Here is a 23095-nt window from a genome sequence, read left to right as displayed (position 1 = left end):
CAAAGCTGGTCCCAGTAGGCTTTCCACTTTTGCTGTGCCTCCAGAATGCGTTGGCTGTATACCTCTCCTGATGTCTCTTTGTTCTCTTCTTTTCCGTTAAAAGGACCAATAACTGATTCAGGCGCTATATCGAGATTTACTAACTCACTGAAAGTTAGACTGGCTGCGGGTGAAGAGGAAACTACTAAGGCTGGACTGCACTGAGCAAAACTACGTTCAAATGCTTCATTTAGAGTCCTTCTAAATCAGAGGTTGCCTGTTATCGATAGTCAGGCTGGAAGGTGTGGCGGTGAAAATCCATCGCCATTTCATCGCCACTCTAAAAGTGACCAATAAAAAAACCGCTTCAGAGAGCGGCTTAAGTGCATGATTTACATATCTAAATTTGGTGGCCCCTGCTGGGTTTGAACCAGCGACCAAGCGATTATGAGAACCATTAAGGCCAACCAAAAAACAATAACTTAAATAAAAAACATGAAGTTACGAAGTCAATATAAGTCGATATAGGGCAATAAACCTAACTTGCTGCGACACTTTTGCGACACTTTAGCGGATTTAGTCTAACTGCTTCTTCTAAGTGGTTTGGGGCGAAGTGGGCATAGCGCATAGTCATTTTTATATCTGTATGACCGAGGATTTTTTGCAGTACCAATATATTGCCGCCATTCATCATAAAGTGACTCGCAAAAGTATGGCGCAAGACGTGAGTTAGCTGACCGGCCGGAAGTTCAATCTCGGCTCTTTCTAATGCGTTCCTGAATGCGTAATAGCAAGGGGTAAAAAGACCCCCATTCTTATGGGGTAGCTCAAGCAACAAATCCTGGTCCAGTGGAATAGTTCGATTCTTTTTCCCTTTAGTTTTGATGAATGTAACTTTACCGGCGGATAACTGGGAGCGTTTAAGAGCCTCTGCCTCACCCCAGCGTGCACCGGTGGCTAAGCAAAGTTTAACTATCATCTCAAGGTCTTTGGCTGAACTGTTCCTGCATTCATACAAAAGCCGATCAATTTGCTCTCCAGTAAGGTAAGCCATCTCACTTTCTTCAGTCCTGAACTGCCTTACATTTTCTAAGGGGTTAGGTGCTGACCACTCGCCCAGCCTTTTCAATTCATTGAATACAGCCAGAAAATAGGCATGCTCTAAATTCATAGTTCGAGGTGATACTTGGCTAACACGTTTAGTGCGTGAGAATTTCCCTTCCAGTCTTTTCGCTCGGTACGCAGTGAAAAGCTGTGCGGTGAATTCAGTTGCCATCGGCGACCCCATGCATTCAGCGGCCCACAACATCGAGCTTTTCCGTTTTTCACCGTCACGCAATGTTATGCCATGCCGTTCAAACCAGAGCAGAACGATATCCGTTAGCTTTCGCCTGTCTTTACCATCACCAAGCCAGGGGGCATCTTCTATTTTTTGAAGTGTGTAGTTTTCAAAAGCCAACGCCTCGCCTTTGGTTGCAAACTTTTTGCGTACTCTCTTACCCTGCTTTCCGTCACTTCGGTTCACAGCATAAAAATCTGCAACCCATTGGCCTGAACTTAACTTGCGGATTGTCATTTTATAGTCAGTGCTATGCGGCCAATTACTTTGATCTCATCTATTGCGCAATCAAAAGCAATGCCAGAACTACTAACGTGAACTCGTCTAACCGGGATACGGGTTAAGGTTCGGATGTTTGTTTTTCCCTCGATTTCTACAAGCCAGTCGCCATCCTCAATTTCGTTGAAGCTGGTATCAATTATGAACTGTGATGCTTCATCTAAAAGGAGGAAAGGTTGGATGGGGGCTTCTTTTAAATGTGAGTAAAGGGATTCATCAAAGTAAACACTTTTATCATCAAGAATGATCCCATTCACTAGTTTTTTCCTAATTATATTGGTCGCTTGTGATTCGCTTTCATCAAACTTATGCCCATTACCGGTTGCTAGCCACTCAAGGGTGGCCCCGGTTTCGGCCATGCAGCGAACAACGATATCAGCAGGGAATAAATCACGCTTATAGCGTCCCGCTAAGCTGCTGGATGCGATGCCAAGATGATCAGCTAACATAATTTTTTTGGCAAATCCGTATGCCTCGATTACCCGATCCAGTATGGGGGTGCTGTCACCGGTCATGTCGATTTGTAGTTTTGGCATAAGTTTTTGGTTAGCAAAAAGCTACACAATATTGACGTGTAGTTTTTTACGAGTTAACCTGTCCTCGTTTTGTAGTTTAAGACGCATTGCCCGTTATTGACCGATATTGACCTATCGGATTTAGCTAAGGAGTTTGCACCATGCGCCCGAGCATTACAATCATCATCCCCGAGCCTTACCTGCCTCTCGACGAATACTGCCGCCGTACAGGGACAAACAAAGAAACAGCCAAGAACCTGATTGAATACGGAAAGTTGCCAATCAAACCTAAAGGGTTGCAGAAGAAAGGTTTAGTCGAAATCAACATGGCCGCACTTACCATTCAAGCCTTAAGCGAATGTGATATTTCGCTTAATGCGTAATAAATCTTAGATACTAGGCAAGGGCTAATCATGTTTGATTTTAAGGTTTCCACACATAGTCATTTCGACGAAGCCTGCCGCAAGTTTGCTCTTACGCACAACATGGCGGAATTGGCTGGGCAAGCTGAAATGAAAGTTCAGACCCTGCGTAACAAGTTGAATCCTGATCAGGTCCATCAACTGACGGTCGCTGAGATGCTTTTGCTTACTGATCTGACGGAAGATGCGACGTTAATTGATGGCGCGCTTGCGCAACTGCAATGCCTGCCATGTGTACCGGTCAACGAAATTTCGAAGGATAAATATTCTGCTTATGTGCTCAAGGCAACCGCAGAGGTTGGATTACTGGCCGCTAACGCCGCTGACCCTGAGAAAATTACAACAACCTGCCGCCGTGGAATCGTCGAAGCTGCCAATACTGGTATTCGTTGCATGATGCTGGCCGCTCTGGCAGTACAAACCCGTATTCAGTCAAACCCGACTTTAGCCTCAACCGTTGATGCAATAAGCGGGCTGGGTGCTTCAATCGGTATTAACTGAAGGTAGGGCGATGATCTCATTTGCAGCACGTCTAAAGCGTCAAAGCCCGTCAATGTCATATGGCAATGGCTGGATTATGGGAGAGAACGGCAAGCGCTGGCATCCGTGTGACAGTCAGCAGGCATTGCTCAAAGGTCTTTCAACTAAGCGCATCGGTTTTGCTCTACGCCTGCGCCGTGTATTCGGTGGTTAATATGCAAGTTTTATGGGAAGTACCGAAACAACACGAACCCGCCAGTTTTTCCAAAATTCATTTGATGGGCGCTCGTGTTGATAAGCTTCAGCCAATGACGTTTGATGAATTTCGTAAAAAGTGGCGTCAAATGCGAGACAACAATGCGAACCCCGCATTGCGTTATTTCAATCATCAGAATGATGAATTCAAATTCTGTGTTCTGACATTGGCTAATCGTGAAAACCCGAAAACTTTTAAGCCGGAGGAGATTGGTAAACCTTTTCAATATTTTGAAGAGCATCGACGGGAGTTGATTATTATTGCCATGAATAAAATGGCGCGCTGGGGCCGGATATTACCGCGTCAGTTTTCAACGGCAGACTGTTTTTTAGCTGAGTAAATAACACTCAATAAATTAAATGGCGTAAACCCGCCGGGCCTTTTTTTGCCCAAATTCTGGAGAAAGAGAAATGCGAAATATCGAAATACATAAGTTTGATGCCGACACTGAAGCGCTGGCAGCAATCATCACTAAAGCGCGAGTTGAGGAACGCAAAGACCGTGCGCTGGCGGTTTCTGAGCGCCTCGTTGAACTGGCGGTACATGTGCATCAAAAAGGTTTAAGCGGCATTGAAGCTGCCGACCTGATACGCCGGGAAGCAGAGCGTTATCAGAATGAATCGCAGGAGCTGCACTAATGGCTGACTCAATGGACCGGGTTCAACAGCGCGTACAGGAAGAACTGGCGCGCAATCTGGCAAATGCAACTCACCGTCCATCAGGGGCGAGTGAGTTTTTCTGTCTTTCATGCGGTGAAGAAATTCCCGAGGCGCGTCGTCGTGCGTTGCCGGGTGTGTCTGTCTGTGTGATGTGCAAAGAATTCAGCGAGTTTAAAAAACGCTAATTACAAAGGAACTGAGTTATGAGAAAGATTCATTGCCTGAAAATAACCCCTGAGCATTTTGAGGCTGTATGTAATGGCACAAAAAAAGCAGAGCTAAGAATTAATGACCGCAATTTTCATTGCGGTGATTATCTCTTGTTGTGTGAGTTTAAAAGTGAATTTACTCCTGACGTAATTCTTGTAGAGGTAACTCACATATTGCCGGTTAAAGACTTTATTAATTCAGGTTCAGATTGGGTGGTACTTTCAATTTCAACCACTCCTCATGATTACGCTATTGAAATTCTTGCTGCAAAGTTGAGGGAATTGTCATGAGCACCATTATGCAACAGCGTTTACGCCGGGTTATGTGAATGTTCCAGGAATACGCCTACCCGTGGAATGCCCCACGGGAAGCCATCACCAGCCCATATCCCACTTATGAGGAAGCCCGTAGCCGCAGTCAGATGATTGCGGCTTTAGTGCATGCACAGGAGCTACTCGAAAAGCAGCCAACTCTGGTGCAGCTCGACGTTAAACACCGTATCAGTGATCTTGAAAAAACACAGGGCACAGCCCGTGCCAATGCGTACTTTACGAAAACTTTCGTAGAGCGCACATTGCCACGCGTTGAAGTCGTTAACGCGCAGTATCATCTCGGTGAAATGAAAGCTGGCACATTTAATCTGCTGACTGAGAACGCCATCAGAAAAACAGGTGCGGCCAGTGCTGGCGGCGCGCTGTGGGAATTAATGAAGCGCTTTAACCGTCTGCCTGATATGGCTCGTTCTGACGTTGATCTCCTGTCCGGTGATATCGCTAATTTCATCATGGCCGAACTGGCGCAGGTGCACGAACAGGTCAGCACTGAGTCAGATTATCGGTATACGCATCGCGTTTATATGACCGCAGCCACTATTACCCGTGAGTTTAATCAGACCCCGCCGCTATGGGAAAAAGTCACATCCCGTCTGTTTGATCCTGAAGAAGTTACGCCAGCGATCATGCGCATGAAAACGGAAAAATGGTGGAAAAGCCGCCTGCGTCGTGTTGCATCATCATGGCGTGAACATCTGCAAATTGCGCTCGCTAACGTCAGCAAGAAGCACACCCCATACGCAAGCAATATGACTGTTGCTGAATGGCGTGAGCAAAAGCGCCGCACGCGTGAATTTCTTAAAGGGCTTGAGCTGGAGAACGAGGAGACTGGCGAGCGAATCAGTTTGATCGATAAGTTCGACGGGAGCGTTTCAAATCCGGCTATCAAGCGCTGTGAGTTAATGAACCGGATCCGTGGCTTTGAAAATATCTGCAATCAGATGGGGTTTGTTGGTGAGTTTTATACGCTGACTGCCCCGGCGCGCTATCACGCCACAATCAAGACCGGCCATCGTAACCGTAAGTGGAACGGTGCAAGCCCGGCGGACACGCAGCGCTATCTCTGCAATGTCTGGCAAAAAATACGCGCCAAACTTCACCGCGAAGAAATCCGCATCTTTGGGATCCGTGTTGCAGAACCTCATCACGATGCGACCCCACACTGGCACATGCTGATGTTCATGCTTCCTGAAAATGTTGATCGCGTGCGTGAAGTCATGCGCGATTATGCCTGGCAGGAAGACAGCAGCGAACTGACAACCGATAAGGCCCGTAAAGCGCGTTTTCACGCTGAAGCCATCGACCCGGAGAAAGGCAGCGCCACCGGATACATAGCGAAGTACATCTCTAAAAACATTGATGGCTATGCGCTCGATGGCGAGCTGGACGACGAAAGCGGCAAATTGTTGAAAGAGACTGCGCCAGCGGTTTCAGCCTGGGCAGCACGCTGGCACATTCGCCAGTTCCAGTTTGTAGGCGGTGCACCGGTCACGGTTTATCGTGAACTCCGCCGCATGGCTGACAGTGAAACCGCGCATGGCCTGAGCATTGAATTTGCAGCTGCGCACGATGCTGCGGACGCTGGTGATTGGGCTGCTTATGTTAATGCACAGGGCGGGCCGTTTGTACGCCGCGATGATCTGGCCGTTCGCACCTGGTATCAGCCCAGCGAAGACATTAACGAATATGGTGAAGAAACTGTCCGTATTAAGGGAGTTTATGCAACGGAGGTTGGCGCAGATACGCCAATTTTAACCCGCCTGGCACAGTGGAGGATTGTTCCAAAACGTGCCCTTGATTTGGCCGTTGACCTTAAGGGCGCGTCCGCGCCCTCTTGGAGTTCTGTCAATAACTGTACGGGAGGTTTGAGATCTGAGGATTCGAACCCGCCGGAAAGTTTCGAGAAAATTGACTTTGAAAGCATGAACCGTAAAGAACGGCGGCAGCTTTTTACCCGAATAAGAGCACAAGAGCCTCAAAAGCAGCATCTTAAATTTAGACGGTCAGACAAAATTGAATCGGCTTGCGATAACGTGATTAGCCAGGTTAGAGATTTATGCGGCGAAACTATCAGTCGCGGGCTGGCCGTGCGTTTGATTAGTGGCACTCAGACCGAAATAGCCGGACGAATGTTCCGCAGTTCGGCTTATGGCGACCTGCTACGCCCAAATATCGAGGTAAGAAAGGATGGGATATTAGAACGTTTTAACCGTTTAGCTGATTCAGTCAGAAAAAACACGCCCATCGATAGAGTAAACAGGTTAAACACCCTGTAACCAATAGGCATTTCATTACAAACATTCTTCCGTTCACTGCAGCAAGGAACTGCTCGGAAAGTGCTTTTGTATCAGTCAGATGAAAATCCTTTCAGGTATGTACATTTTTCTTTCTCTAGTTGCGAATGCTGTGATACTGTATAAAAACACAGTACCATTAGGGAGGGAAGATGACGGTTCAGGATTCAAGCCAGATACATAAGAAAATGGCGTGCGTGCAGTTCATTGCGGAGATATCACTAATCGCGAACTGCAAGCCGTCTGACCTGGAGTTGGCGCTCACAATTATTGCTGAATTGGCAAACTCAGAGACTCATCAACATTCTGATGACGAATTTTTCTACGCTGCTGAATGAGGTTCACCCATGCGAATCGAAATCATGATCGACAAAGAGCAGAAAATCAGTCAGGCAACGCTTGATGCTCTTGAGTCAGAGTTACTTAAAAACCTCCTTCCCATTTACCCTAAAACGGCAATCCGAATTCGTAAGGGAAGCGCAAACGGCATTGAGTTAAGCGGCATCAGGCAGGATGAAGATAAAAAAAATGTAATGGACATCCTCCAGACCGTTTGGCAGGACGACAGCTGGCAGCATTGATATAACGTTGCTGGCGTCAAAATCCTTATTTTGGCGTTAGCAAGGTTGAACAACGAGCACCGCGAGGCGTTAGTTCATGGTTAAAAGCGTTGAAAAATTCCAGATTGTTTACCGGGGTGAAACGCTGACTTATTACAAGCCTGGTGAATGGGTATTTTTCCAGAGGCCAAAAGAGATCGGCGGTGGTTACTGGCTCGGGCGTACCTATGACTTTGTTTTCATGTTTGAGCTTTCTTACCCCGTATCCCTCCGTCAGGGCATACTTTTTATGCAGGAACAGGATAGCCTAGCAACCAGGAAGCCAGATTCCCCTGACGATTTTGTGCTGGAATGAGTGATGCATGCATAAGGTGCATGGATCTGCATGCATCAAACCACAGTCAAAATCGATAACGGCACCAGTTCAGGTGCCGTTTTTCATGGATCATGCAACTGCATTAAAAGCGATGCACAAAGCGGGCAGGCGTGGCGGGGATAGCATTGCGCGCGAGGGGGGCAAACATGTATGAACAGGCTGCACCAGCCGCACGGAGGCGGGCGCTCGCCATCGCAGCGAAACAGGGGAGCGAAACGGCAAAACCCCGTAAAACGCGTCTGAGAGCGTCTGAAAGGGTACGGTCAGGTGGCGATTTTAACAGAGAGATGAGGCGGGGTGACCATTTGCAAGTCGACCGGAAATCAGGAGGATTTACTCAGACTCGAACTGACAGTTTTGTGGGTATAACGCAATCAAAACTGACTGTCGGCTTGGAGCGATAGCGGACGCCTGCATAGCGTAAACAGGCGTCCGATATTTTGAAGTGGGCAGATTACTTAATCCGCTTCCCCGTTTCGTCAATGACCTTCTCGCCATCCTCTTTGGTAAACGCTCCTTTCTGACCTTCCGGTAGAATATCCAGCACTATTTCTGAAGGGCGGCAAAGACGAGTACCAAGCGGCGTAACGACTACCGGCCTATTAATCAGGATCGGATGTTGAAGCATGAAATCAATCAACTGCTCATCACTAAATTTCTCTTCATCAAGACCCAGGCGTTCATAAGGCTCAACATTCTTACGCAGTAATGCACGCACCGTAATTCCCATATCTGAAATAAGTTTAATCAGCTCATCGCAGGTCGGTGGCGTATCGAGATAATAAATTATCGTCGGTTCGTTGCCGCTGTTACGGATCATCTCCAGCGTGTTGCGTGAAGTGCCGCAGGCAGGGTTGTGATAGATGGTAATGTTGCTCATATCTGTATCTCATTACAAAGTGATGGAGAGCCGCAACGCCAGCGCGGCCAGAGTGACAAACAGCACGGGCAGAGTCATGATAATGCCGGTGCGGAAGTAATATCCCCAGGTAATCGTTATATTTTTCTGGGCAAGCACATGCAGCCAAAGCAGGGTTGCCAGACTGCCAATCGGGGTGATTTTCGGGCCTAAATCGCAGCCAATCACGTTGGCATAAATCATTGCCTCTTTGACGACGCCAGTCGCCGTACTCCCGTCAATCGACAGCGCGCCAATCAGCACCGTCGGCATATTATTCATTACCGACGACAGGAACGCGGTCAGGAACCCGGTGCCGAACGTTGCTGCCCATAACCCCTTTTCTGCCAGCAGGTTCAGCACGCCTGACAGATACTCCGTGAGCCCTGCATTGCGCAGGCCATAGACCACCAGGTACATGCCCAGTGAAAAAATAACGATCTGCCATGGCGCACCGCGTAGGACTTTTCCGGTGTTGATGGCTTGACCTCTTTTCGCCACTATAAACAGTACTGCTGCGCCAGTAGCGGCTATCGCACTGACCGGGATCCCCAGAGGCTCCAGAACAAAGAAACCGACAAGCAGCAATAACAGGACAATCCAGCCCGCCCTGAACGTTGCCGGATCCTTTATCACACTGGCAGGCGTCTTCAGCAGCGAAACGTCATACGTCGCCGGAATGTCCCTGCGGAAGAAGAGATGCAGCATGACCAGCGTGGCCGCAATCGCTGCTACATCTACGGGGATCATAACGGAGGCATACTGCGTAAACCCCAGACCGAAAAAGTCCGCCGAGACGATATTCACCAGGTTAGAAACAATGAGCGGCAGGCTGGCCGTATCTGCTATAAATCCTGCGGCCATCACAAAGGCCAGCGTTGTGCCCTTGCTGAATCCCATTGCAAGCAGCATCGCAATCACAATTGGCGTCAGGATCAGTGCGGCGCCGTCATTGGCGAACAAAGCAGCAACAGCGGCACCGAGTAACACTATCCAGGTAAACAGCAGGCGGCCACGTCCGTTACCCCAGCGGGAGACATGCAGTGCGGCCCACTCAAAGAAGCCGGACTCATCGAGCAGCAGGCTGATGATAATGACCGCAATAAATGCCGCTGTCGCGTTCCAGACGATATTCCAGACAACGGGAATATCAGCGATATGGATGACACCGGTTACCAGCGCCAGCACAGCCCCGATACTCGCGCTCCAGCCAATACTCAGGCCTCTGGGTTGCCAGATCACCAGTACCAGCGTCAGTAAAAATATACTCCCTGCCAAAAGCATCTCAGACTCCATTATATATGATTATGTAAATGTGTTTTTCTTTTTCAGCAGGAGGTGCAGGCTGATTTATCCAGCCATTCACGCACATCCTCCCGCATACACTGCCAGGACGTCGTGATTGTCTCAGCTGCCCATGCCGGTATGTGGGGTGACAGACGATAGTGGATCCATTTGCCTTCACGACGGTCCAGAACCAGCCCAGCCTCGCGAAGGATAGCCATATGTCGCGAGATTTTGGGCTGCGATTCGGAAATGGCCGCGCAGATATCGCAGACGCACAGTTCTCCTGACTCCCGGAGAAGCATGACGATGGCGAGCCGTGTTTCATCCGACAGGATTTTGAAAAGCTGAACAGGTTGTAGCATTTTTCACTCCGTTCCCTTTAGAATATACATATGGTAAATCATATGTGTTAACTTTGAAATCATCTGCTCTCTTCGGAGGAGAATAATGGAACAATTTCCTGCCCTGAATACTGAATGCTTTGATCAACACATCGCTGAACGCCTGCACCTGCAGGAGCCGCCACGGATTCTGATCCTGTATGGCTCAGTAAGAGAGCGCTCCTACAGCCGCTTTGCCGCGGAAGAAGCTGGTCGCCTGCTGACGGCGATGGGCGCGGTGGTAAAACTCTTTAACCCCTCCGGTTTACCCCTGCCGGATGATGCGCCGGACACGCATCCTAAAGTCACCGAGCTGCGCGGACTGGTCAGATGGTGTGACGGGATGGTGTGGAGTTCTCCGGAACGGCACGGGGCTATGAGCGCAGTTATGAAGGCGCAGATTGACTGGATACCATTAAGTGAAGGCGCGGTTCGTCCTTCGCAGGGAAAAACACTTGCGGTAATGCAGGTCTGCGGCGGTTCACAGTCCTTCAATGCAGTGAACCAGATGCGTATTCTGGGCCGCTGGATGCGGATGTTTACTATCCCCAACCAGTCCTCCGTAGCCAAGGCATGGCAAGAGTTCGACGAAAACGGACGAATGAAACCTTCGTCATGGTATGACCGCATCGTCGATGTAGCCGAGGAGCTGTTTAAAATCACGCTGCTGCTTAAGGGACAAACCAGTTATCTTGCGGATCGTTACAGCGAGCGAAAAGAAAGCCATCAGGAGCTTTCATCCCGTGTCAATCAGGACAAAATATAACGTCTGTTCTTCGTTAATCCATACTGCATGAGCTTAACAACGTCCGCTCCTGGCACAGAGCTGCCTGTCAGATTAGGTTAAGCTCTGAGCCGTTAGAACACGCCTGACTAATCAAATCAGGCTGTGCTGGTTGCTTCCAGCTCGTAGGGGCGGAAAGTTATTACCTCATCACCAATCCAGCTGTTAATCTCCTTCAGGCGTTCCTGCAACGGTGTCAGCTCATTGCGGACAAATACCTGCGCCGCCTTAACCGCGTCACCAAACCCACCCGTGTTATCCGGGATAATCCCCATCATCTGCGGCGGTACGCGGTGCGCGCTTAACAGGTCGTCGCGGCTGGCCTTCTTGATATTGAAAAAATCGTCTTTCGTTGCCACCTCACTCAGCGGCAGAATTTTAATCCCGTCCGGTTTTCCGTTCGGCGCGTACATAAACAGATTGCGGAAGTTCCCCAGCCCTTTCGTGTCGCGCATCGCCTGGCGCATCCGATCGATATCACTGCTGCTCTGCGCCGCGTCGGTCATGTACAGAATGTAACCGGCGTGCGCGCCGTTCTGATAATACTTGCGGCGGAACAGCGTTGCCGACTCATTCAGCCAGGCGGAGTTAAGCGCGCTGAGGTATTCCGGCAGGCCGTACAGCTCCTGATTGATATCCGGCTCGATAAGGTGAAACACCTGCCCGACTTCAAACTGGTGTGCGTCTTTCCACTCATTCACAAACCAGTACACCCCATCCTCAACCCCGCGCCGCGTGTATTTGGCCGGTGAGGTTTCCAGTCGCAGCGGCTGGCCGAGCGCATTGCGGCGCAGCTCGGCAAAGGCGTTGCCGAACACCAGATAATCCAGCGCGAATTTGCTGAACTCCTGCTGACTGAGAAGTGGGTGCGGGATAAAGGTCGAGGCCAGTATATTGCGCTTCACATACAACGGCGAGCTGTGATGCACCGCCGAGCGCAGACTTTTCGCCAGCCCGTGAAAGCTGACCGGCGGCTCATACCAGCGGCCGTTATGGATACACTCGGCATAATCCAGAATATCGCGCTTATCCATCACCGGCGTGGGATCGCCAAAGGTGAACGCCTCCACCGGCTGCGATGCCACCGGCGCGGGCCGGACAGGTGCGGTAAATGCCTTGCGGCCTTTGCGTTTGCTCATCAGTAGAATTCCATGAAAGAAGGATTTGCGCCGCCGCTGGCTGCGGTAAGCGGTTCGTTTAACAGTGCGTGCATGACTGCCCAGGCGACGTCGGCGTGGCTGGCGTCTTCGCTGCGGCTTGCCTCATAGGTGGAGCGGTTGCCGCTGGCGGTCATGGTTTTGCGGATAGCCATAAAGGATTGGGTGATGTCGGTCTGGCCTGCGTCATATTCAAGCCGGCCGCTGCTGATGGTGTCTTTTGCCTTCAGCACCATTGCGGTTTTCACCTCGGGGGTGTAACGGATTTCCCGCGCGGCCGGGTAGAACTGGCGGACCAGCTGAAACACACCCTGGCCGATGCCGGTCGCATCAATGCCGATGTATTCAACGGCGTATTTCTCCGTCAGTTCTTTAATCGACTGCGCCTGCGCGGCAAAGTCCATGCCGCGCCACTGGTGGCGCTCCAGCACGCGGAATTTGCCACCGACAACCAGCGGTGGCGCGATAACGGCACAGCCTGCGCTATCGCCGGTGTGCGAGGGATCGTAACCAATCCACACCGGGCGGTAATCGAACGGGCGCAGCGCATACGGGTTAAAGTCGGTCCATTCCTCCAGGCTGTCGACCATGCACCCCTGCAACTCGGCGAACGGAAACACGCTGGCCTCGTCGTCGACAAACTCACACATCAGCAGGTTCTGATATTCATGCGGGCTGTATTCGAGTTGCAGCTGATCGATGTCGAACAGGTCGCAGCCGCCCGTCAGCGCATCTTCAACGGTAACAATCTGCCGCCACTGGCCGTCACCGCACAGCGCACCTTTTGCCAGGTGCGAATGAGACAGGTCAATCTCGATACGGTCATCCCGGTTGCGTCGTCCTTTGTTAAACAGCTCCCCGGACCAGAACGGATACGCGCTGTGCGACAGGCTCGACGGCGTCGAAAAATACGTGGTGCGCCATTTCTTATGCAGCGACATGCCGCTGGCGACTTTGCGCAGCTCCTGGAATTTTGGTATCCAGAAATATTCATCCAGGTACAGATTGCCGGTGTAGCTCTGCGCGGTGCGCACGTTGGTGCCGAGAAAAATCAGGCGGGCACTGTTTGGCAGCACAATCGGATCACCCTTCAGGTCAACATCCACCGACCGGGCAAAATCAATAATGTAATTTTTGAAGACATGCGCCTGCGCCTTGCTGGCAGACAGAAAAATCTGGTTGCGGCCGGTAGTCAGCGCATCAAGCAACGCCTCGCGGGCAAAGTAGAACGTTGCACCAATCTGACGGGATTTGAGGATGTTGCGGATACGGTGCGCCAGCCCGGCTTTGTGCCAGCTGAGCTGGTACTCAAAGCAGCCATCCATAAACAGGCCGGTCAGCTTGTCGGTCTGCTCGTCGCTGAAAACGTTCTTGATAACCGGCTGACGCTCGCCCCGGTTGCGGTTGCGCACGTTCGGATTGAGATCCGCCTCGTTGCCGCTGCCCCGGTAGCGCTCGACGCGGGCCAGCCGCTCAATCTGTCGGCCGAGCAGGTCTATCTCTTTGTAGTCCCTTCCCTCCTTCACGTCTTTGAGGATGAGCTGAGTCAGCCGCGCCTCAAGACTGAATTCCACGCGGCTGATGGGCGCAACGTTCTCCCATTCATCGCGAAGTTTCCAGCTCTGCACGGTTGGCGTTTTCTGTCCGAGCGTCTCCGCTATCTGGCGCACAGAGTAGCCCTGCCAGTAAAGCAGTGCGGCCTGACGGCGCGGATCGCTGATGGTGGTGCCGGGTGTCATGTTCATGCCGCTAAGGCTACCGGCGGCAAAAAGGGCGCGCCTGTCCTCGCTGTCTGCTGGTCGGTGAGCGGGCGGGCATTCGTTGAGGGATTACGCCACGGCGGGGAAACTGGCCCCGAACCGACCCCCTTAACCGACCGGAGCCTGATTAATGGCAACTAAAGCAAAGCGTTTTCGCATCGCAACGGAAGGCGCAACGACCGACGGCCGCGTGATTTCCCGCGAGTGGATCACGCAGATGGCAAAAAACTATGACCCGGCCGTGTACGGTGCCCGCGTCAACATGGAACACATCAAGGGTTATGCCGCTGACAGTACATTTCGCCGCTTTGGCGATGTGACGAAAGTCGAGGCGGAGGAAATCACCGACGGCGCGCTGAAAGGCAAACTGGCCCTGTATGGCTATATCGATCCCACTCCTGATCTGGTTGACCTGACCAAAGCCCGGCAGAAGATTTACACCTCAATCGAGGTCAACCCTAAATTTGCCGACACCGGCGAGGCTTATCTGGTTGGTCTGGCCGTGACCGATGACCCGGCGAGCCTCGGCACGGAATACCTGAGCTTCAGCGCCAGCGCCAAAGCGAATCCGCTGGCGTCCCGCAAGCAGGATAAAGAAAACCTGTTCAGCGCCGCCGAAGAAACCCTGATCGAGTTCTACGAAGAAGCCGACGCAGGCCCGTCGCTGCTGACCCGCGTGAAAGAGTTGTTTTCCCGCAAAGAGAAAACCGATGACGAGCGTTTCAGCGACGTGAGCGCGGCGGTGACAACGGTCGCCGAGCAGGTCCAGCAGAACAGTGATGCGCATACGCAGCAGCTGGCGACGCTGGAGAAAACCTTTTCTGACCGCCTTGATGCGCTGGAGAAACAGACCGGCGAAGACCGCGAGGCCATGAGCGCGCTACAGGACAAACTCACGAAAACCGACGGCAGTTTTACCCGCCGCCCGCCGTCAACCGGTGGCGACGGCAAAGGCAGCGCGCAGACCGACTGCTGATAACGCCCGGTCTGAGAACACCCCCGAACACTGATAAACAGGAACGCTAATGCGCCAGAATACCCGCTTTAAATTTAACGCTTACATGTCCCGCCTGGCCGAGCTGAACGGCGTCGAAACCGGCGACATGAACAAGAAATTCACCGTCGAGCCGTCGGTATCGCAGACGCTGATGAACCGCGTGCAGGAGTCATCCGAGTTTCTGACCCGCATCAACATCGTGCCGGTGACAGAAATGAAGGGCGAGAAAATCGGGATCGGCGTGTCCGGTTCGATTGCCAGCACCGCCGACACGGCAGGCGGCGACGAGCGTGAAACCGCTGATTTCTCCGCGCTCGACGCCGAAGGCTACGAGTGTGTCCAGGTCAACTTTGACTTCCATATCCGCTATAACCAGCTCGACCTGTGGGCACGCTACGAAGATTTTCAGGCCCGTCTGCGTGACGCCATCGTGAAACGCCAGGCGCTGGATCGCATCATGATTGGCTTTAACGGCACCAGTCGTGCCAAAACCTCTAACCGCGCAGCCAATCCGATGTTGCAGGACGTGGCAAAAGGCTGGCTGCAGAAGTACCGCGACAACGCCCCTGATCGCGTGATGGACAAAATCACCTCTGGCGATGGCACCACAACCGCAAAAATCCGCGTGGGTAAAGGGGGTGATTACGCCAACCTCGATGCGCTGGTGATGGATGCGACCAACGACCTGATCGAACCCTGGTATCAGGAAGATCCGGAGCTGGTTGTTATCTGCGGTCGTCAGCTGCTGGCTGACAAGTATTTCCCGCTGGTAAACCAGAACCAGGCCAGCACCGAACAGCTGGCGACTGACATGATCATCAGCCAGAAACGCATCGGCAACCTGCCCGCCGTCCGTGTGCCGTACTTCCCGGCCAGTGCCCTGCTGATCACCCGCCTGGATAACCTGTCCATCTACTGGCAGGAAGGCACGCACCGCCGCCTGATTGATGAAGTGGCGAAGCGCGACCGCATCGAGAATTACGAATCCATCAACGAGGACTACGTGATCGAGGATTACGCAGCCGGATGCCTGGTGGAAAACATCGAGTTGGGCGACTTCAGCGCAGCAGGAGCATAACCAATGCTGAGTCCCGCCCGCCGTCACCGTATGCGCGTCCAGGCCGAAACCGCACAGCAGCGGGATGTTAACCCGCTGCGCCACGCTACCGGCTATGAGCAGATGCTCGTGAAACTCAACGAGGACAAGCGCCACCTGAAGAAAATTCACTCAGTAGAGCGTAAGGCGGAGCTGAAACGCCAGCTGCTGCCGGACTATCTGCCGTGGATTGCAGGCGTGATGAGCGGCGGGCACGGTGTGCAGGATGCCGTCGTGATGACCGTCATGATCTGGCGACTCGATACCGGTGACGTCACCGGTGCGCTGGAAATCGCCCGCTATGCCCTGCAACACGGGCTGGTGACACCTGACGGATTCAAGCGCGACAGCCTGCCCTATCTGCTGGCCGAAGAAGTAGCCAGCACCGCGACGCGCGCCTGGACGGCAAAAGAAACGGTGGAGATTGCGCCGTTGCTGGAAACCATCCGGCTGACCGACGCCGAAGACATGCCCGACCAGGTGCGCGCCAAGCTGCACAAAATTGCCGGGTATGTGTATCGCGACGCGGGCGGGACTCATGAGGCCATGCATCACCTTAAACGCGCGCTGCAACTGCACGAGGGCTGCGGCGTGAAAAAAGACATTGAGCGGCTGGCGACTGCCATGAAAAAGCAGGCACAGGCCAGCCGCTGACCGGACGCGCCCCGCGCCGGGCGGCAGGACAGCAATGCGCCTTTCAGGCTTCTGCGCTGTCCTCCACCGCCCACCTATTCAGAGGCCAATTATGACCACGGTAGTGATCCCCGCACCGCGACCGGCAGAGAGTGCCGAGCCGCCGGTAAAGAATACGTTTTTCTGGCCTGACATTGACCTGAAGCAGCTGCGTGATGCGCTGCGCTACGAGGGAACGGTCACGGCGGAGCGCCTGCGCCTCGCGGTAAAAACGGCGATTTCAGAAGTGAACGCCGAGCTGTACGACTGGCGGGCTGACCAGATGGCGGCGGGCTATAAAACGCTGCCCGATGTCCCGGCCGAAACCCTGGACGGCGTCAGCGAGAAAGTGACGCATTACGTTACGGCCGTCGCCTCACTGACCGCCGCCACTATCACCGAGCGCTATCGCGGCTATGACGCGACCGGCACGAAAAAGGCCGGAGAAATTGAGGCCAGCGCGGACGAATACTGGCGCGATGCGCGATTCAGTATCAGCCGCATCGCCTCACGGCCGGGCTGCATTGTGGACCTGCTGTGATGAAGGTCTACGCGATGCAGGGTGATACCGTTGACGAAATCTGCAACCGTTATTACGGGCGTACGGAGCAGGTCACGGAGCTGGTTTATGCAGCGAATAACGGTCTGGCGGATGCCGGGCCGTTACTGCCGCACGGCTATGCCGTCGAGCTGCCCGACCTGCCGGAGTCGTCAACGTCGGAAACCGTCAACCTGTGGGACTGAATCATGGCTATTTCGATGGAACGCATCAGCGCCTTTCTCACCTACTGCATGGCGGTAGTGATGGGCTGGCTCGGTAAGTGGGATTTGCAGGACATGGCGACCCTGCTCGGCATGGTGCTGGGCGTCGGTATGTTTCTGGTGAGCTGGTACTACCGCCGCAAGACCTACCAGCTATTTGCCAGCGGCCGCATCAGCCGGGAGGACTATGAATCTGCAAACCGTTAAGCGCTGCGCCGTCGGCGCAGTGCTGGCCATTGCCGCCACGCTGCCGGGGTTTCAGCAGCTGCACACCTCCGTTGAGGGGTTAAAGCTGATTGCGGATTACGAGGGCTGTCGCCTGAAGCCGTACCAGTGCAGCGCTAACGTCTGGACAGACGGTATCGGCAACACGTCCGGCGTCGTACCGGGCCGGAGCATTACAGAGCGCCAGGCGGCGGGAAGTTTTATCACCAACGTGCTGCACACCGAGGCGGCGCTGTCCCGCTGTATCTTCACGCAGCTGCCGCAAAAGGTTTACGACGCCGTGGTGTCGTTTGCCTTCAACGTCGGCACGGGCAACGCCTGCGGCTCAACGCTGGTGCAGCTGCTGAATAAAGGCCGCTGGTCTGATGCCTGTCACCAGCTCAAACGCTGGGTGTATGTGAAAGGCATTTTTAACGATGGGCTGGACGACCGCCGTGGGCGGGAAATGGCCTGGTGTTTAAAAGGAGCAACAGAATGAAAAAGTATTTTCAGGCTAGCGGCTACTGGTTTGTTGTTGCGTGTCTTTTTCTGGTGCCGGTTGATCTAATCACGCCCCCGCTGGCAACAGACCCGGCCGGAAATATCGCGGGGGTGGTACTGCGGCAGACACTCTATTTTTTTCAGTTCGCCTTTATTGCGGTGCGCTGCGGCGGCGAGAACATCCGCCGGGAAGCGCTTTTTACCATTCTCTGGTTTTGTGTGCCGAAGCGAAAACGGAATTTCTGCCTGACATGCGCCGGTGTGGCTGCGATAAGTCTGCTCCTGTGTGGTCCGCTCGTCAGCCTGATCTATGGTGTCTCAATCGTATCGCTCGCCTGGCTGATTAAAAGGCACTTATTCAGGGGCTGTCACGTATGACGCGGATCGTCGCCACCCTGTTAGCGGTTGCACTGATGGCGCTGGCCCTTACCGGCTGGCGCTGGTCGGTTGCCCGTGATGAGCTGGCAGGCGCGCAGCGGATTATCGGCACCTTGTCGGCCGGTATTGAAAGCCGGGATAAAGCCATCACCCGGCTGAACACGGAAAACCGCGACAGTCAGAAACGCGAGGCCGCGCTGCGGCTGATGCAGGTGCGGGCCAGTTCCGGCGCGCTCAACCGTGAAATGCAAATACAGAGGGAAACCGATGCGAATCCAGCACTGCGCGACTGGTCTGCTGCTCCTTTGCCTGACGATGTTATCCGGCTGCACACCCGCCCCGCCTTCGCCAGCGCCAGAGATTATCTGGACTGGATGTCCGCGCGTGACCAGCTGCCTGATACCGGGCAACAGCCTGAGAACGGCTGGCGATCTGGCGGCGGATAACCGCCGTTTAGAGTCGGCGCTCGTTTCCTGCGGGTTGCAGGTGGAAACCATTAAAGACTGCCAGGAACAACATGATGCTGAAACCGAAACAACTGCGCGAGGCGCTGACAGCCAGCGTCCCGATGCTGCAAAGAAACCCTGACTGCCTGAATGTGTTTATCGATAATGGGCGCATTGTCTCGACGCTCGCCGCGTCGCTGTCGTTTGAGTATCAGTACCAGCTGAACATGGTGATCACCGATTACACCGACAATATTGATCTGCTGATTGTGCCGCTGCTGGCCTGGCTGCGGGTAAACCAGCCCGACGTGATGGCGACGAAGGAGAAACAGCAGACCGGCTTTACCTTTAAAGCGGACGTCATCAGCGATACGGCCAGTGATATCAGTATTGATATTCAGCTGACTGAACGGGTGATCGTGAAACAGGAAGGTGATGAGCTGCACGTAAACCACGTTGGCGAGAACCCGCTGCCGGAGAATGATACGCGCCCTGTGCAGCTCTATCTGCGGGGTGAGTTAATCAGTGAGTGGCAGTCATGAGCGAGCTAAAAGTGGTTGAGGACCGGCTGAGCGCGCTGATTAATAACCTGTCAGCCCCGGCACGCAAAGAGATGGCGCGTAACATCGCCAAAAAGCTGCGGGCAAGCCAGCAGGATAATATCAAACGCCAGCAGGCACCGGACGGCACCCCTTTTAAACCCCGCAAAACGCAGCCGGTTCGCCGTAAAAAAGGCCGGGTTAAGCGCGAAATGTTCGCGAAGCTGCGTACCGCAAAATACATGAAAGCCCAGGCTGATTCTGATGAGGCCGTGGTCAGCTTTACCGGCCGCGTGCAGCGGATGGCCCGTGTGCATCATTATGGCCTGCGGGACAGGCCATCACGGAAAGGCAAAGAGGTGCAGTATGAAGCTCGGCCATTACTCGGATTAAGTGAAACTGATTTAGACTTTATACAGAATCAGATAATAGCCGCGCTAGTCTAAACGAAAATTATCCCTTAGCTTTCAGGGTGCTAATCAAACTTGCGATTTGTTCTAACCCATCAAATGTTGAAGGGATTTTATCTTCCGAGACCATGATATTTGAGAATACAATCTCCTCAAACTTCGCCAACAAGCCTGGGTTGCTCTTATTAATCTCTGCGCTGTACTTTGTATAGTTTTGAATAAATTGGCATAAACTCATTCTCAATTCAATTTGCATAAGTTGGGCGCGAACGGAATTGTAATTCGAAAGAGACACTCTAAAATAATAAACGAGCACCAATGAAAGAGCCAGCGCCGGTATCAAAGACAATAGGTCGTAAGGGCTGGTTGGATGGGATTGGGGCTGTAATATGTTATGCAATTCCCAAAAAATCAAACATGGCAGAATGCCACCTAAAGTTATAAGAAAGCGTTTTGCCCAACAAAGTTGAGTTTTCTTTTCATCACCTAATTTTTTGAAACCATCATATAAAGAAACAAAGTTGAATGCCGTTTCATATTCGTCCAAGGTATTTTTAAGGTCGTTAACTCTCCCTTCTTTGATGCTAAACTCTTCCTTCCATTTCCTCTCTATTTTGCTGCACTTTTCATTCCAGGAGTTTCTTAAATCTTTAACCTGCTCTTTCCATTCTGAGTGTAACCTGGTTGCCTCCTCCTTAACTGATATAAACTCCCTAATGGATTTTAAGTCCTGATTTGACATTATTTCCTTTACAATTGCAGCGTTCATAGCATTCAATGCATATTTAATTTGCTGAGATAATTGATTATCAAATTCGGATATTTTTTGTGCATTATCCAAGGCAAAATTAATTATGTGGTTGTGGGTGTCGCTATTCCCTTCCTGAAATAAATAAAATTCGTTATAAAATCTAAAACAGAGTACGTATAAATGATTACAACTCCTTTCATCTTTAAGCTTCTCAGACAGTAAACTATTTAAACGCTGAGACATTATCCTGATGTTAAATTGCGTATCCTCATCCCATTTATTTGCATCCTGATGCATACTAAGTAAAACACTTTCGATGAAGCCATTCCTCTCTTCCTGGAATGCATCAGTGTAGCTGCGTCCTTTCAACTCCGAGATGCATGATACTATTAATTTCTTTACGTAATCTGTTTTGAAGTAATCCTGCATTTTCCCTCCTAATATTGTTCTGCCATTAGTAGCCAAACAGCATCAAATTGTCGTAGCACTTTTACAGACTCATTATGCTCTCATGAATGAACAAATGGCAGAAATCCTGCGCCTGCTGCGCAACCTGATCCGTATTGGCACCGTCTCCGCCGTAAATCTGGACGGCGGGCAATGCCGCGTCGATACAGGAAATAACACCACTGACTGGCTCTACTGGCTGAGCGCCCGTGCGGGTAAAACCCGTTCATGGAATGCGCCGTCAGTGGGTGAGCAGGTGCTGATCTTCTGTATCGGTGGCGAACTCGACACCGGTTTTGTGCTGCCCGGTATTTTCTCGGATGACAACCCGGCCCCGTCAGCCTCTGCTGATGCGCTGCACTGGTCCTTTCCCGACGGCGCGGTGATCGAGTACGAGCCGAAGAACGGCGCATTAACGGCAACCGGCATTCAGACCGCCACCATAAAAGCCGCCGTCAAAATCCTGTTTGATTCGCCAGAGGTGGAGTGCACAACCCTGCTGAAAACCGCCACGCTGGAAGTGACAAAAGGCGGCACGATGAAAGGCAACGTGACGCACACCGGCGGCAGCTTAAGCTCTAACGGTGTTGTCGTTGATGGCCACGATCACGGCGGAGTACAACGCGGCGGCAGCAGAACGGATGGCCCGCAATGACAACCGAAAAATACATCGGCATGAACCGCGAAACCGGCAAAGCACTGACCGGCCTCGAACATATCCAGCAGTCCATTCGCGACATTCTGGTGACGCCGATAGGCTCCAGGGTGATGCGCCGTAAATACGGTTCACTGCTGTCGGCGCTGATTGACCAGCCACAAAACGCCGCGCTGCGTCTCCAGATTATGTCGGCCTGCTATGTGGCGATCATTCAGTGGGAGCCGCGCGTCAGGCTGACCGGCATCAGCTACGAGTCTGATTTTAACGGCGGCATGGTGGTTGAGCTGACCGGCAACCGCACCGACACCGCACAGTCTTTTTCCTTAACCGTTCCTGTGAGCTGAGAACATGGCAACCATCGACCTGAGCCAGCTGCCCGCGCCTGACGTGGTGGAAACGCTGGACTATGAAACCCTGCTGGCTGAACGCAAAGCCACACTGATTTCACTCTACCCGGAAGACCCTAGCTAGCTAGAGTTAAAGCTCGAACAGAGTAGCCTGCTGCAGGACATTCAACATACCCAACAGCTTGCGCTTCAGCAGGCCAGCGACAACCGCTACCAGAAAGACATGCTTAACGGGCAACTGGAACAACTTCGTAGTGATCCCCGCACCGCGACCGGCAGAGAGTGCCGAGCCGCCGGTAAAGAATACGTTTTTCTGGCCTGACATTGACCTGAAGCAGCTGCGTGATGCGCTGCGCTACGAGGGAACGGTCACGGCGGAGCGCCTGCGCCTGGCGGTAAAAACGGCGATTTCAGAAGTGAACGCCGAGCTGTACGACTGGCGGGCTGACCAGATGGCGGCGGGCTATAAAACGCTGCCCGATGTCCCGGCCGAAACCCTGGACGGCGTCAGCGAGAAAGTGACGCATTACGTTGCGGCCGTCGCCTCACTGACCGCCGCCACTATCACCGAGCGCTATCGCGGCTATGACGCGACCGGCACGAAAAAGGCCGGAGAGATTGAGGCCAGCGCGGACGAATACTGGCGCGATGCGCGATTCAGTATCAGCCGCATCGCCTCACGGCCGGGCTGCATTGTGGACCTGCTGTGATGAAGGTCTACGCGATGCAGGGCGATACCGTTGACGAAATCTGCAACCGCTATTACGGGCGCACGGAGCAGGTCACGGAGCTGGTTTATGCAGCGAATAACGGTCTGGCGGATGCCGGGCCGGTACTGCCGCACGGCTATGCCGTCGAGCTGCCCGACCTGCCGGAGTCGTCAACGTCGGAAACCGTCAACCTGTGGGACTGAATCATGA

Annotated in this window: 35 protein-coding genes and 2 pseudogenes; 29 read left to right on the top strand and 8 right to left on the bottom strand. The window is 52.7% G+C overall.

The annotated features are described in order from the left end of the window. Window positions 1–517: 517 nt before the first annotated feature. Together HA50_RS18030 and HA50_RS18025 are read right to left on the bottom strand one after the other, a co-directional pair. Entirely contained in the window at window positions 518–1555 is a 1038-nt protein-coding gene (locus tag HA50_RS18030) for a phage integrase (RefSeq protein WP_084876945.1), read from the bottom strand. Then, the gene (locus HA50_RS18025; protein ID WP_084876943.1) at window positions 1552–2133 is read right to left on the bottom strand and encodes a phage repressor protein CI; all 582 of its coding nucleotides are present in this window, start codon (window positions 2131–2133) and stop codon (window positions 1552–1554) included. Before HA50_RS18025 ends, HA50_RS18030 begins: the two co-directional genes overlap by 4 nt. 140 nt (window positions 2134–2273) lie before the next feature. Between HA50_RS18025 and HA50_RS18020 the strand changes: the two genes are divergently transcribed. From HA50_RS18020 to HA50_RS17970, 11 genes are all read left to right on the top strand, one after another. After that, complete coding sequence (locus tag HA50_RS18020; protein ID WP_084876940.1) at window positions 2274–2495, top strand: regulator; 222 nt, start codon at window positions 2274–2276, stop codon at window positions 2493–2495. 30 nt (window positions 2496–2525) lie between these two features. Continuing rightward, entirely contained in the window at window positions 2526–3035 is a 510-nt protein-coding gene (locus HA50_RS18015) for a phage regulatory CII family protein (protein ID WP_084876938.1), read from the top strand. Window positions 3036–3045: 10 nt separating this feature from the next. Beyond that, the gene (locus HA50_RS18010; RefSeq protein ID WP_084876935.1) at window positions 3046–3228 is read left to right on the top strand and encodes a phage filamentation protein Fil family protein; all 183 of its coding nucleotides are present in this window, start codon (window positions 3046–3048) and stop codon (window positions 3226–3228) included. 64 nt (window positions 3229–3292) lie between these two features. Continuing rightward, a complete protein-coding gene (locus tag HA50_RS18005; protein ID WP_244193618.1) occupies window positions 3293–3610 on the top strand; it encodes a hypothetical protein in 318 nt (105 codons plus the stop codon). 70 nt (window positions 3611–3680) lie between these two features. Then, window positions 3681–3908, top strand: a complete 228-nt coding sequence (locus HA50_RS18000; protein WP_084876426.1) for a DUF2732 domain-containing protein — start codon at window positions 3681–3683, stop codon at window positions 3906–3908. After that, entirely contained in the window at window positions 3908–4114 is a 207-nt protein-coding gene (locus tag HA50_RS17995) for a TraR/DksA C4-type zinc finger protein (protein ID WP_244193596.1), read from the top strand. Before HA50_RS18000 ends, HA50_RS17995 begins: the two co-directional genes overlap by 1 nt. Window positions 4115–4132: 18 nt before the next feature. After that, window positions 4133–4429: a DUF3850 domain-containing protein gene (locus HA50_RS17990; protein WP_084876932.1), complete on the top strand. Its 297-nt coding sequence runs from the start codon at window positions 4133–4135 to the stop codon at window positions 4427–4429. A 38-nt stretch (window positions 4430–4467) separates the two neighbouring features. After that, window positions 4468–6747 carry a replication endonuclease gene (locus HA50_RS17985; protein ID WP_084876930.1) on the top strand — a complete coding sequence of 760 codons (2280 nt, stop codon included), beginning with the start codon at window positions 4468–4470 and terminating at the stop codon, window positions 6745–6747. 170 nt (window positions 6748–6917) lie between these two features. Then, window positions 6918–7103, top strand: coding sequence for a hypothetical protein (locus HA50_RS17980; protein ID WP_084876927.1), 186 nt, complete (start codon window positions 6918–6920; stop codon window positions 7101–7103). Between the two features lie 9 nt (window positions 7104–7112). After that, entirely contained in the window at window positions 7113–7346 is a 234-nt protein-coding gene (locus HA50_RS17975) for a DinI-like family protein (protein WP_084876924.1), read from the top strand. Between the two features lie 76 nt (window positions 7347–7422). Then, window positions 7423–7680: a hypothetical protein gene (locus HA50_RS17970; protein WP_084876921.1), complete on the top strand. Its 258-nt coding sequence runs from the start codon at window positions 7423–7425 to the stop codon at window positions 7678–7680. 475 nt (window positions 7681–8155) lie between these two features. On the opposite strand, the gene arsC is transcribed toward HA50_RS17970, so the two are convergent. From arsC to HA50_RS17950, 3 genes are read right to left on the bottom strand one after another with little or no spacing between them, the layout of a single operon-like run. Continuing rightward, the gene (arsC, locus tag HA50_RS17960) at window positions 8156–8581 is read right to left on the bottom strand and encodes a glutaredoxin-dependent arsenate reductase (protein ID WP_084876916.1); all 426 of its coding nucleotides are present in this window, start codon (window positions 8579–8581) and stop codon (window positions 8156–8158) included. Window positions 8582–8593: 12 nt separating this feature from the next. Then, a complete protein-coding gene (locus HA50_RS17955) occupies window positions 8594–9883 on the bottom strand; it encodes an arsenic transporter (protein WP_084876914.1) in 1290 nt (429 codons plus the stop codon). A 44-nt stretch (window positions 9884–9927) separates the two neighbouring features. Next, a complete protein-coding gene (locus HA50_RS17950) occupies window positions 9928–10248 on the bottom strand; it encodes a transcriptional regulator (protein WP_009639374.1) in 321 nt (106 codons plus the stop codon). 85 nt (window positions 10249–10333) lie between these two features. On the opposite strand from HA50_RS17950, the gene arsH reads away from it, so the two are divergent. Continuing rightward, the gene (gene arsH / locus HA50_RS17945) at window positions 10334–11032 is read left to right on the top strand and encodes an arsenical resistance protein ArsH (RefSeq protein WP_084876912.1); all 699 of its coding nucleotides are present in this window, start codon (window positions 10334–10336) and stop codon (window positions 11030–11032) included. Window positions 11033–11148: 116 nt separating this feature from the next. Here the strand turns inward: arsH and HA50_RS17940 are convergent, their stop codons facing one another. Further along, the gene (locus HA50_RS17940) at window positions 11149–12189 is read right to left on the bottom strand and encodes a phage portal protein (RefSeq protein ID WP_084876911.1); all 1041 of its coding nucleotides are present in this window, start codon (window positions 12187–12189) and stop codon (window positions 11149–11151) included. Then, on the bottom strand, window positions 12189–13952 hold the full coding sequence (locus tag HA50_RS17935) for a terminase ATPase subunit family protein (RefSeq protein WP_084876910.1): 1764 nt from the start codon (window positions 13950–13952) through the stop codon (window positions 12189–12191). The genes HA50_RS17940 and HA50_RS17935 overlap by 1 nt, the downstream gene beginning before the upstream one ends. 145 nt (window positions 13953–14097) lie before the next feature. Between HA50_RS17935 and HA50_RS17930 the strand changes: the two genes are divergently transcribed. The 12 genes and pseudogenes from HA50_RS17930 (at window position 14098) to HA50_RS17880 (ending at window position 20008) form a co-directional block, all read left to right on the top strand. After that, a complete protein-coding gene (locus tag HA50_RS17930; protein ID WP_084876909.1) occupies window positions 14098–14943 on the top strand; it encodes a GPO family capsid scaffolding protein in 846 nt (281 codons plus the stop codon). A gap of 49 nt (window positions 14944–14992) precedes the next feature. Then, a complete protein-coding gene (locus HA50_RS17925; RefSeq protein ID WP_084876908.1) occupies window positions 14993–16042 on the top strand; it encodes a phage major capsid protein, P2 family in 1050 nt (349 codons plus the stop codon). Window positions 16043–16045: 3 nt separating this feature from the next. After that, complete coding sequence (locus tag HA50_RS17920; protein ID WP_084876907.1) at window positions 16046–16714, top strand: phage terminase small subunit; 669 nt, start codon at window positions 16046–16048, stop codon at window positions 16712–16714. 91 nt (window positions 16715–16805) lie between these two features. Next, complete coding sequence (locus tag HA50_RS17915; protein WP_084876906.1) at window positions 16806–17273, top strand: head completion/stabilization protein; 468 nt, start codon at window positions 16806–16808, stop codon at window positions 17271–17273. Continuing rightward, window positions 17273–17476 (top strand): tail protein X, encoded by a 204-nt coding sequence (locus tag HA50_RS17910; protein ID WP_084876905.1) that lies wholly within the window; start codon window positions 17273–17275, stop codon window positions 17474–17476. Before HA50_RS17915 ends, HA50_RS17910 begins: the two co-directional genes overlap by 1 nt. Before the next feature lie 9 nt (window positions 17477–17485). Next, window positions 17486–17701, top strand: coding sequence for an HP1 family phage holin (locus tag HA50_RS17905; protein ID WP_244193624.1), 216 nt, complete (start codon window positions 17486–17488; stop codon window positions 17699–17701). Then, window positions 17682–18197: a lysozyme gene (locus HA50_RS17900; RefSeq protein ID WP_084876904.1), complete on the top strand. Its 516-nt coding sequence runs from the start codon at window positions 17682–17684 to the stop codon at window positions 18195–18197. Before HA50_RS17905 ends, HA50_RS17900 begins: the two co-directional genes overlap by 20 nt. Beyond that, complete coding sequence (locus HA50_RS17895) at window positions 18194–18577, top strand: hypothetical protein (protein WP_084876903.1); 384 nt, start codon at window positions 18194–18196, stop codon at window positions 18575–18577. Before HA50_RS17900 ends, HA50_RS17895 begins: the two co-directional genes overlap by 4 nt. Continuing rightward, window positions 18574–18924, top strand: a pseudogene (locus tag HA50_RS17890) (Rz-like lysis system protein LysB); the annotation flags it as partial. The gene HA50_RS17895 and the pseudogene HA50_RS17890, both read left to right, overlap by 4 nt. After that, window positions 18845–19165, top strand: a complete 321-nt coding sequence (lysC, locus tag HA50_RS31755; RefSeq protein ID WP_244193595.1) for an Rz1-like lysis system protein LysC — start codon at window positions 18845–18847, stop codon at window positions 19163–19165. The pseudogene HA50_RS17890 and the gene lysC, both read left to right, overlap by 80 nt. Next, window positions 19098–19565 (top strand): phage tail protein, encoded by a 468-nt coding sequence (locus HA50_RS17885; protein ID WP_084876901.1) that lies wholly within the window; start codon window positions 19098–19100, stop codon window positions 19563–19565. Before lysC ends, HA50_RS17885 begins: the two co-directional genes overlap by 68 nt. Next, complete coding sequence (locus HA50_RS17880; RefSeq protein WP_084876900.1) at window positions 19562–20008, top strand: phage virion morphogenesis protein; 447 nt, start codon at window positions 19562–19564, stop codon at window positions 20006–20008. Before HA50_RS17885 ends, HA50_RS17880 begins: the two co-directional genes overlap by 4 nt. A 7-nt stretch (window positions 20009–20015) precedes the next feature. On the opposite strand, the gene HA50_RS17875 is transcribed toward HA50_RS17880, so the two are convergent. Continuing rightward, complete coding sequence (locus HA50_RS17875) at window positions 20016–21152, bottom strand: hypothetical protein (protein WP_084876899.1); 1137 nt, start codon at window positions 21150–21152, stop codon at window positions 20016–20018. Window positions 21153–21234: 82 nt separating this feature from the next. Here HA50_RS17875 and HA50_RS17870 point away from each other — a divergent pair, with 82 nt between their 5' ends. The 5 genes and pseudogenes from HA50_RS17870 to HA50_RS17855 all read left to right on the top strand — a co-directional run bounded on the left by HA50_RS17870 (window position 21235) and on the right by HA50_RS17855 (window position 23088). Continuing rightward, on the top strand, window positions 21235–21825 hold the full coding sequence (locus HA50_RS17870) for a phage baseplate assembly protein V (protein ID WP_084876898.1): 591 nt from the start codon (window positions 21235–21237) through the stop codon (window positions 21823–21825). Continuing rightward, window positions 21822–22172: a GPW/gp25 family protein gene (locus tag HA50_RS17865; protein WP_084876897.1), complete on the top strand. Its 351-nt coding sequence runs from the start codon at window positions 21822–21824 to the stop codon at window positions 22170–22172. Before HA50_RS17870 ends, HA50_RS17865 begins: the two co-directional genes overlap by 4 nt. A gap of 4 nt (window positions 22173–22176) precedes the next feature. Beyond that, window positions 22177–22290 (top strand): annotated as a pseudogene (locus HA50_RS31175) (baseplate assembly protein); the annotation flags it as partial. Between the two features lie 139 nt (window positions 22291–22429). Next, window positions 22430–22885: a head completion/stabilization protein gene (locus HA50_RS17860; protein WP_139810958.1), complete on the top strand. Its 456-nt coding sequence runs from the start codon at window positions 22430–22432 to the stop codon at window positions 22883–22885. Continuing rightward, window positions 22885–23088, top strand: a complete 204-nt coding sequence (locus HA50_RS17855) for a tail protein X (protein WP_084876895.1) — start codon at window positions 22885–22887, stop codon at window positions 23086–23088. The genes HA50_RS17860 and HA50_RS17855 overlap by 1 nt, the downstream gene beginning before the upstream one ends. Window positions 23089–23095: the final 7 nt, after the last annotated feature.

This window comes from Pantoea cypripedii (assembly GCF_002095535.1).
In the GTDB taxonomy this organism is placed as follows: domain Bacteria; phylum Pseudomonadota; class Gammaproteobacteria; order Enterobacterales; family Enterobacteriaceae; genus Pantoea; species Pantoea cypripedii.
This window is presented reverse-complemented; position numbering and strand designations above follow the sequence as displayed.

Bases quoted from the DNA above. Each gene is read 5' to 3' on its own strand.
- HA50_RS17980 (WP_084876927.1), top strand. From the start codon at position 6,918: ATGACGGTTCAGGATTCAAGCCAGATACATAAGAAAATGGCGTGCGTG.
- HA50_RS17955 (WP_084876914.1), bottom strand. From the start codon at position 9,883: ATGCTTTTGGCAGGGAGTATATTTTTACTGACGCTGGTACTGGTGATC.
- HA50_RS17930 (WP_084876909.1), top strand. From the start codon at position 14,098: ATGGCAACTAAAGCAAAGCGTTTTCGCATCGCAACGGAAGGCGCAACG.
- HA50_RS17995 (WP_244193596.1), top strand. From the start codon at position 3,908: ATGGCTGACTCAATGGACCGGGTTCAACAGCGCGTACAGGAAGAACTG.
- HA50_RS17925 (WP_084876908.1), top strand. From the start codon at position 14,993: ATGCGCCAGAATACCCGCTTTAAATTTAACGCTTACATGTCCCGCCTG.
- HA50_RS17970 (WP_084876921.1), top strand. From the start codon at position 7,423: ATGGTTAAAAGCGTTGAAAAATTCCAGATTGTTTACCGGGGTGAAACG.
- lysC (WP_244193595.1), top strand. From the start codon at position 18,845: ATGCGAATCCAGCACTGCGCGACTGGTCTGCTGCTCCTTTGCCTGACG.
- HA50_RS18020 (WP_084876940.1), top strand. From the start codon at position 2,274: ATGCGCCCGAGCATTACAATCATCATCCCCGAGCCTTACCTGCCTCTC.
- arsH (WP_084876912.1), top strand. From the start codon at position 10,334: ATGGAACAATTTCCTGCCCTGAATACTGAATGCTTTGATCAACACATC.
- HA50_RS17880 (WP_084876900.1), top strand. From the start codon at position 19,562: ATGAGCGAGCTAAAAGTGGTTGAGGACCGGCTGAGCGCGCTGATTAAT.
- HA50_RS17950 (WP_009639374.1), bottom strand. From the start codon at position 10,248: ATGCTACAACCTGTTCAGCTTTTCAAAATCCTGTCGGATGAAACACGG.
- HA50_RS17895 (WP_084876903.1), top strand. From the start codon at position 18,194: ATGAAAAAGTATTTTCAGGCTAGCGGCTACTGGTTTGTTGTTGCGTGT.
- HA50_RS17990 (WP_084876932.1), top strand. From the start codon at position 4,133: ATGAGAAAGATTCATTGCCTGAAAATAACCCCTGAGCATTTTGAGGCT.
- HA50_RS17915 (WP_084876906.1), top strand. From the start codon at position 16,806: ATGACCACGGTAGTGATCCCCGCACCGCGACCGGCAGAGAGTGCCGAG.
- HA50_RS18015 (WP_084876938.1), top strand. From the start codon at position 2,526: ATGTTTGATTTTAAGGTTTCCACACATAGTCATTTCGACGAAGCCTGC.
- HA50_RS17870 (WP_084876898.1), top strand. From the start codon at position 21,235: ATGAATGAACAAATGGCAGAAATCCTGCGCCTGCTGCGCAACCTGATC.
- HA50_RS17900 (WP_084876904.1), top strand. From the start codon at position 17,682: ATGAATCTGCAAACCGTTAAGCGCTGCGCCGTCGGCGCAGTGCTGGCC.
- HA50_RS17875 (WP_084876899.1), bottom strand. From the start codon at position 21,152: ATGCAGGATTACTTCAAAACAGATTACGTAAAGAAATTAATAGTATCA.
- HA50_RS17935 (WP_084876910.1), bottom strand. From the start codon at position 13,952: ATGAACATGACACCCGGCACCACCATCAGCGATCCGCGCCGTCAGGCC.
- HA50_RS17940 (WP_084876911.1), bottom strand. From the start codon at position 12,189: ATGAGCAAACGCAAAGGCCGCAAGGCATTTACCGCACCTGTCCGGCCC.
- HA50_RS17885 (WP_084876901.1), top strand. From the start codon at position 19,098: ATGCTGAAACCGAAACAACTGCGCGAGGCGCTGACAGCCAGCGTCCCG.
- HA50_RS17975 (WP_084876924.1), top strand. From the start codon at position 7,113: ATGCGAATCGAAATCATGATCGACAAAGAGCAGAAAATCAGTCAGGCA.
- HA50_RS17910 (WP_084876905.1), top strand. From the start codon at position 17,273: ATGAAGGTCTACGCGATGCAGGGTGATACCGTTGACGAAATCTGCAAC.
- HA50_RS18030 (WP_084876945.1), bottom strand. From the start codon at position 1,555: ATGACAATCCGCAAGTTAAGTTCAGGCCAATGGGTTGCAGATTTTTAT.
- HA50_RS17865 (WP_084876897.1), top strand. From the start codon at position 21,822: ATGACAACCGAAAAATACATCGGCATGAACCGCGAAACCGGCAAAGCA.
- arsC (WP_084876916.1), bottom strand. From the start codon at position 8,581: ATGAGCAACATTACCATCTATCACAACCCTGCCTGCGGCACTTCACGC.
- HA50_RS18010 (WP_084876935.1), top strand. From the start codon at position 3,046: ATGATCTCATTTGCAGCACGTCTAAAGCGTCAAAGCCCGTCAATGTCA.
- HA50_RS17920 (WP_084876907.1), top strand. From the start codon at position 16,046: ATGCTGAGTCCCGCCCGCCGTCACCGTATGCGCGTCCAGGCCGAAACC.
- HA50_RS18005 (WP_244193618.1), top strand. From the start codon at position 3,293: ATGGGCGCTCGTGTTGATAAGCTTCAGCCAATGACGTTTGATGAATTT.
- HA50_RS17985 (WP_084876930.1), top strand. From the start codon at position 4,468: ATGTTCCAGGAATACGCCTACCCGTGGAATGCCCCACGGGAAGCCATC.
- HA50_RS18025 (WP_084876943.1), bottom strand. From the start codon at position 2,133: ATGCCAAAACTACAAATCGACATGACCGGTGACAGCACCCCCATACTG.
- HA50_RS17855 (WP_084876895.1), top strand. From the start codon at position 22,885: ATGAAGGTCTACGCGATGCAGGGCGATACCGTTGACGAAATCTGCAAC.
- HA50_RS18000 (WP_084876426.1), top strand. From the start codon at position 3,681: ATGCGAAATATCGAAATACATAAGTTTGATGCCGACACTGAAGCGCTG.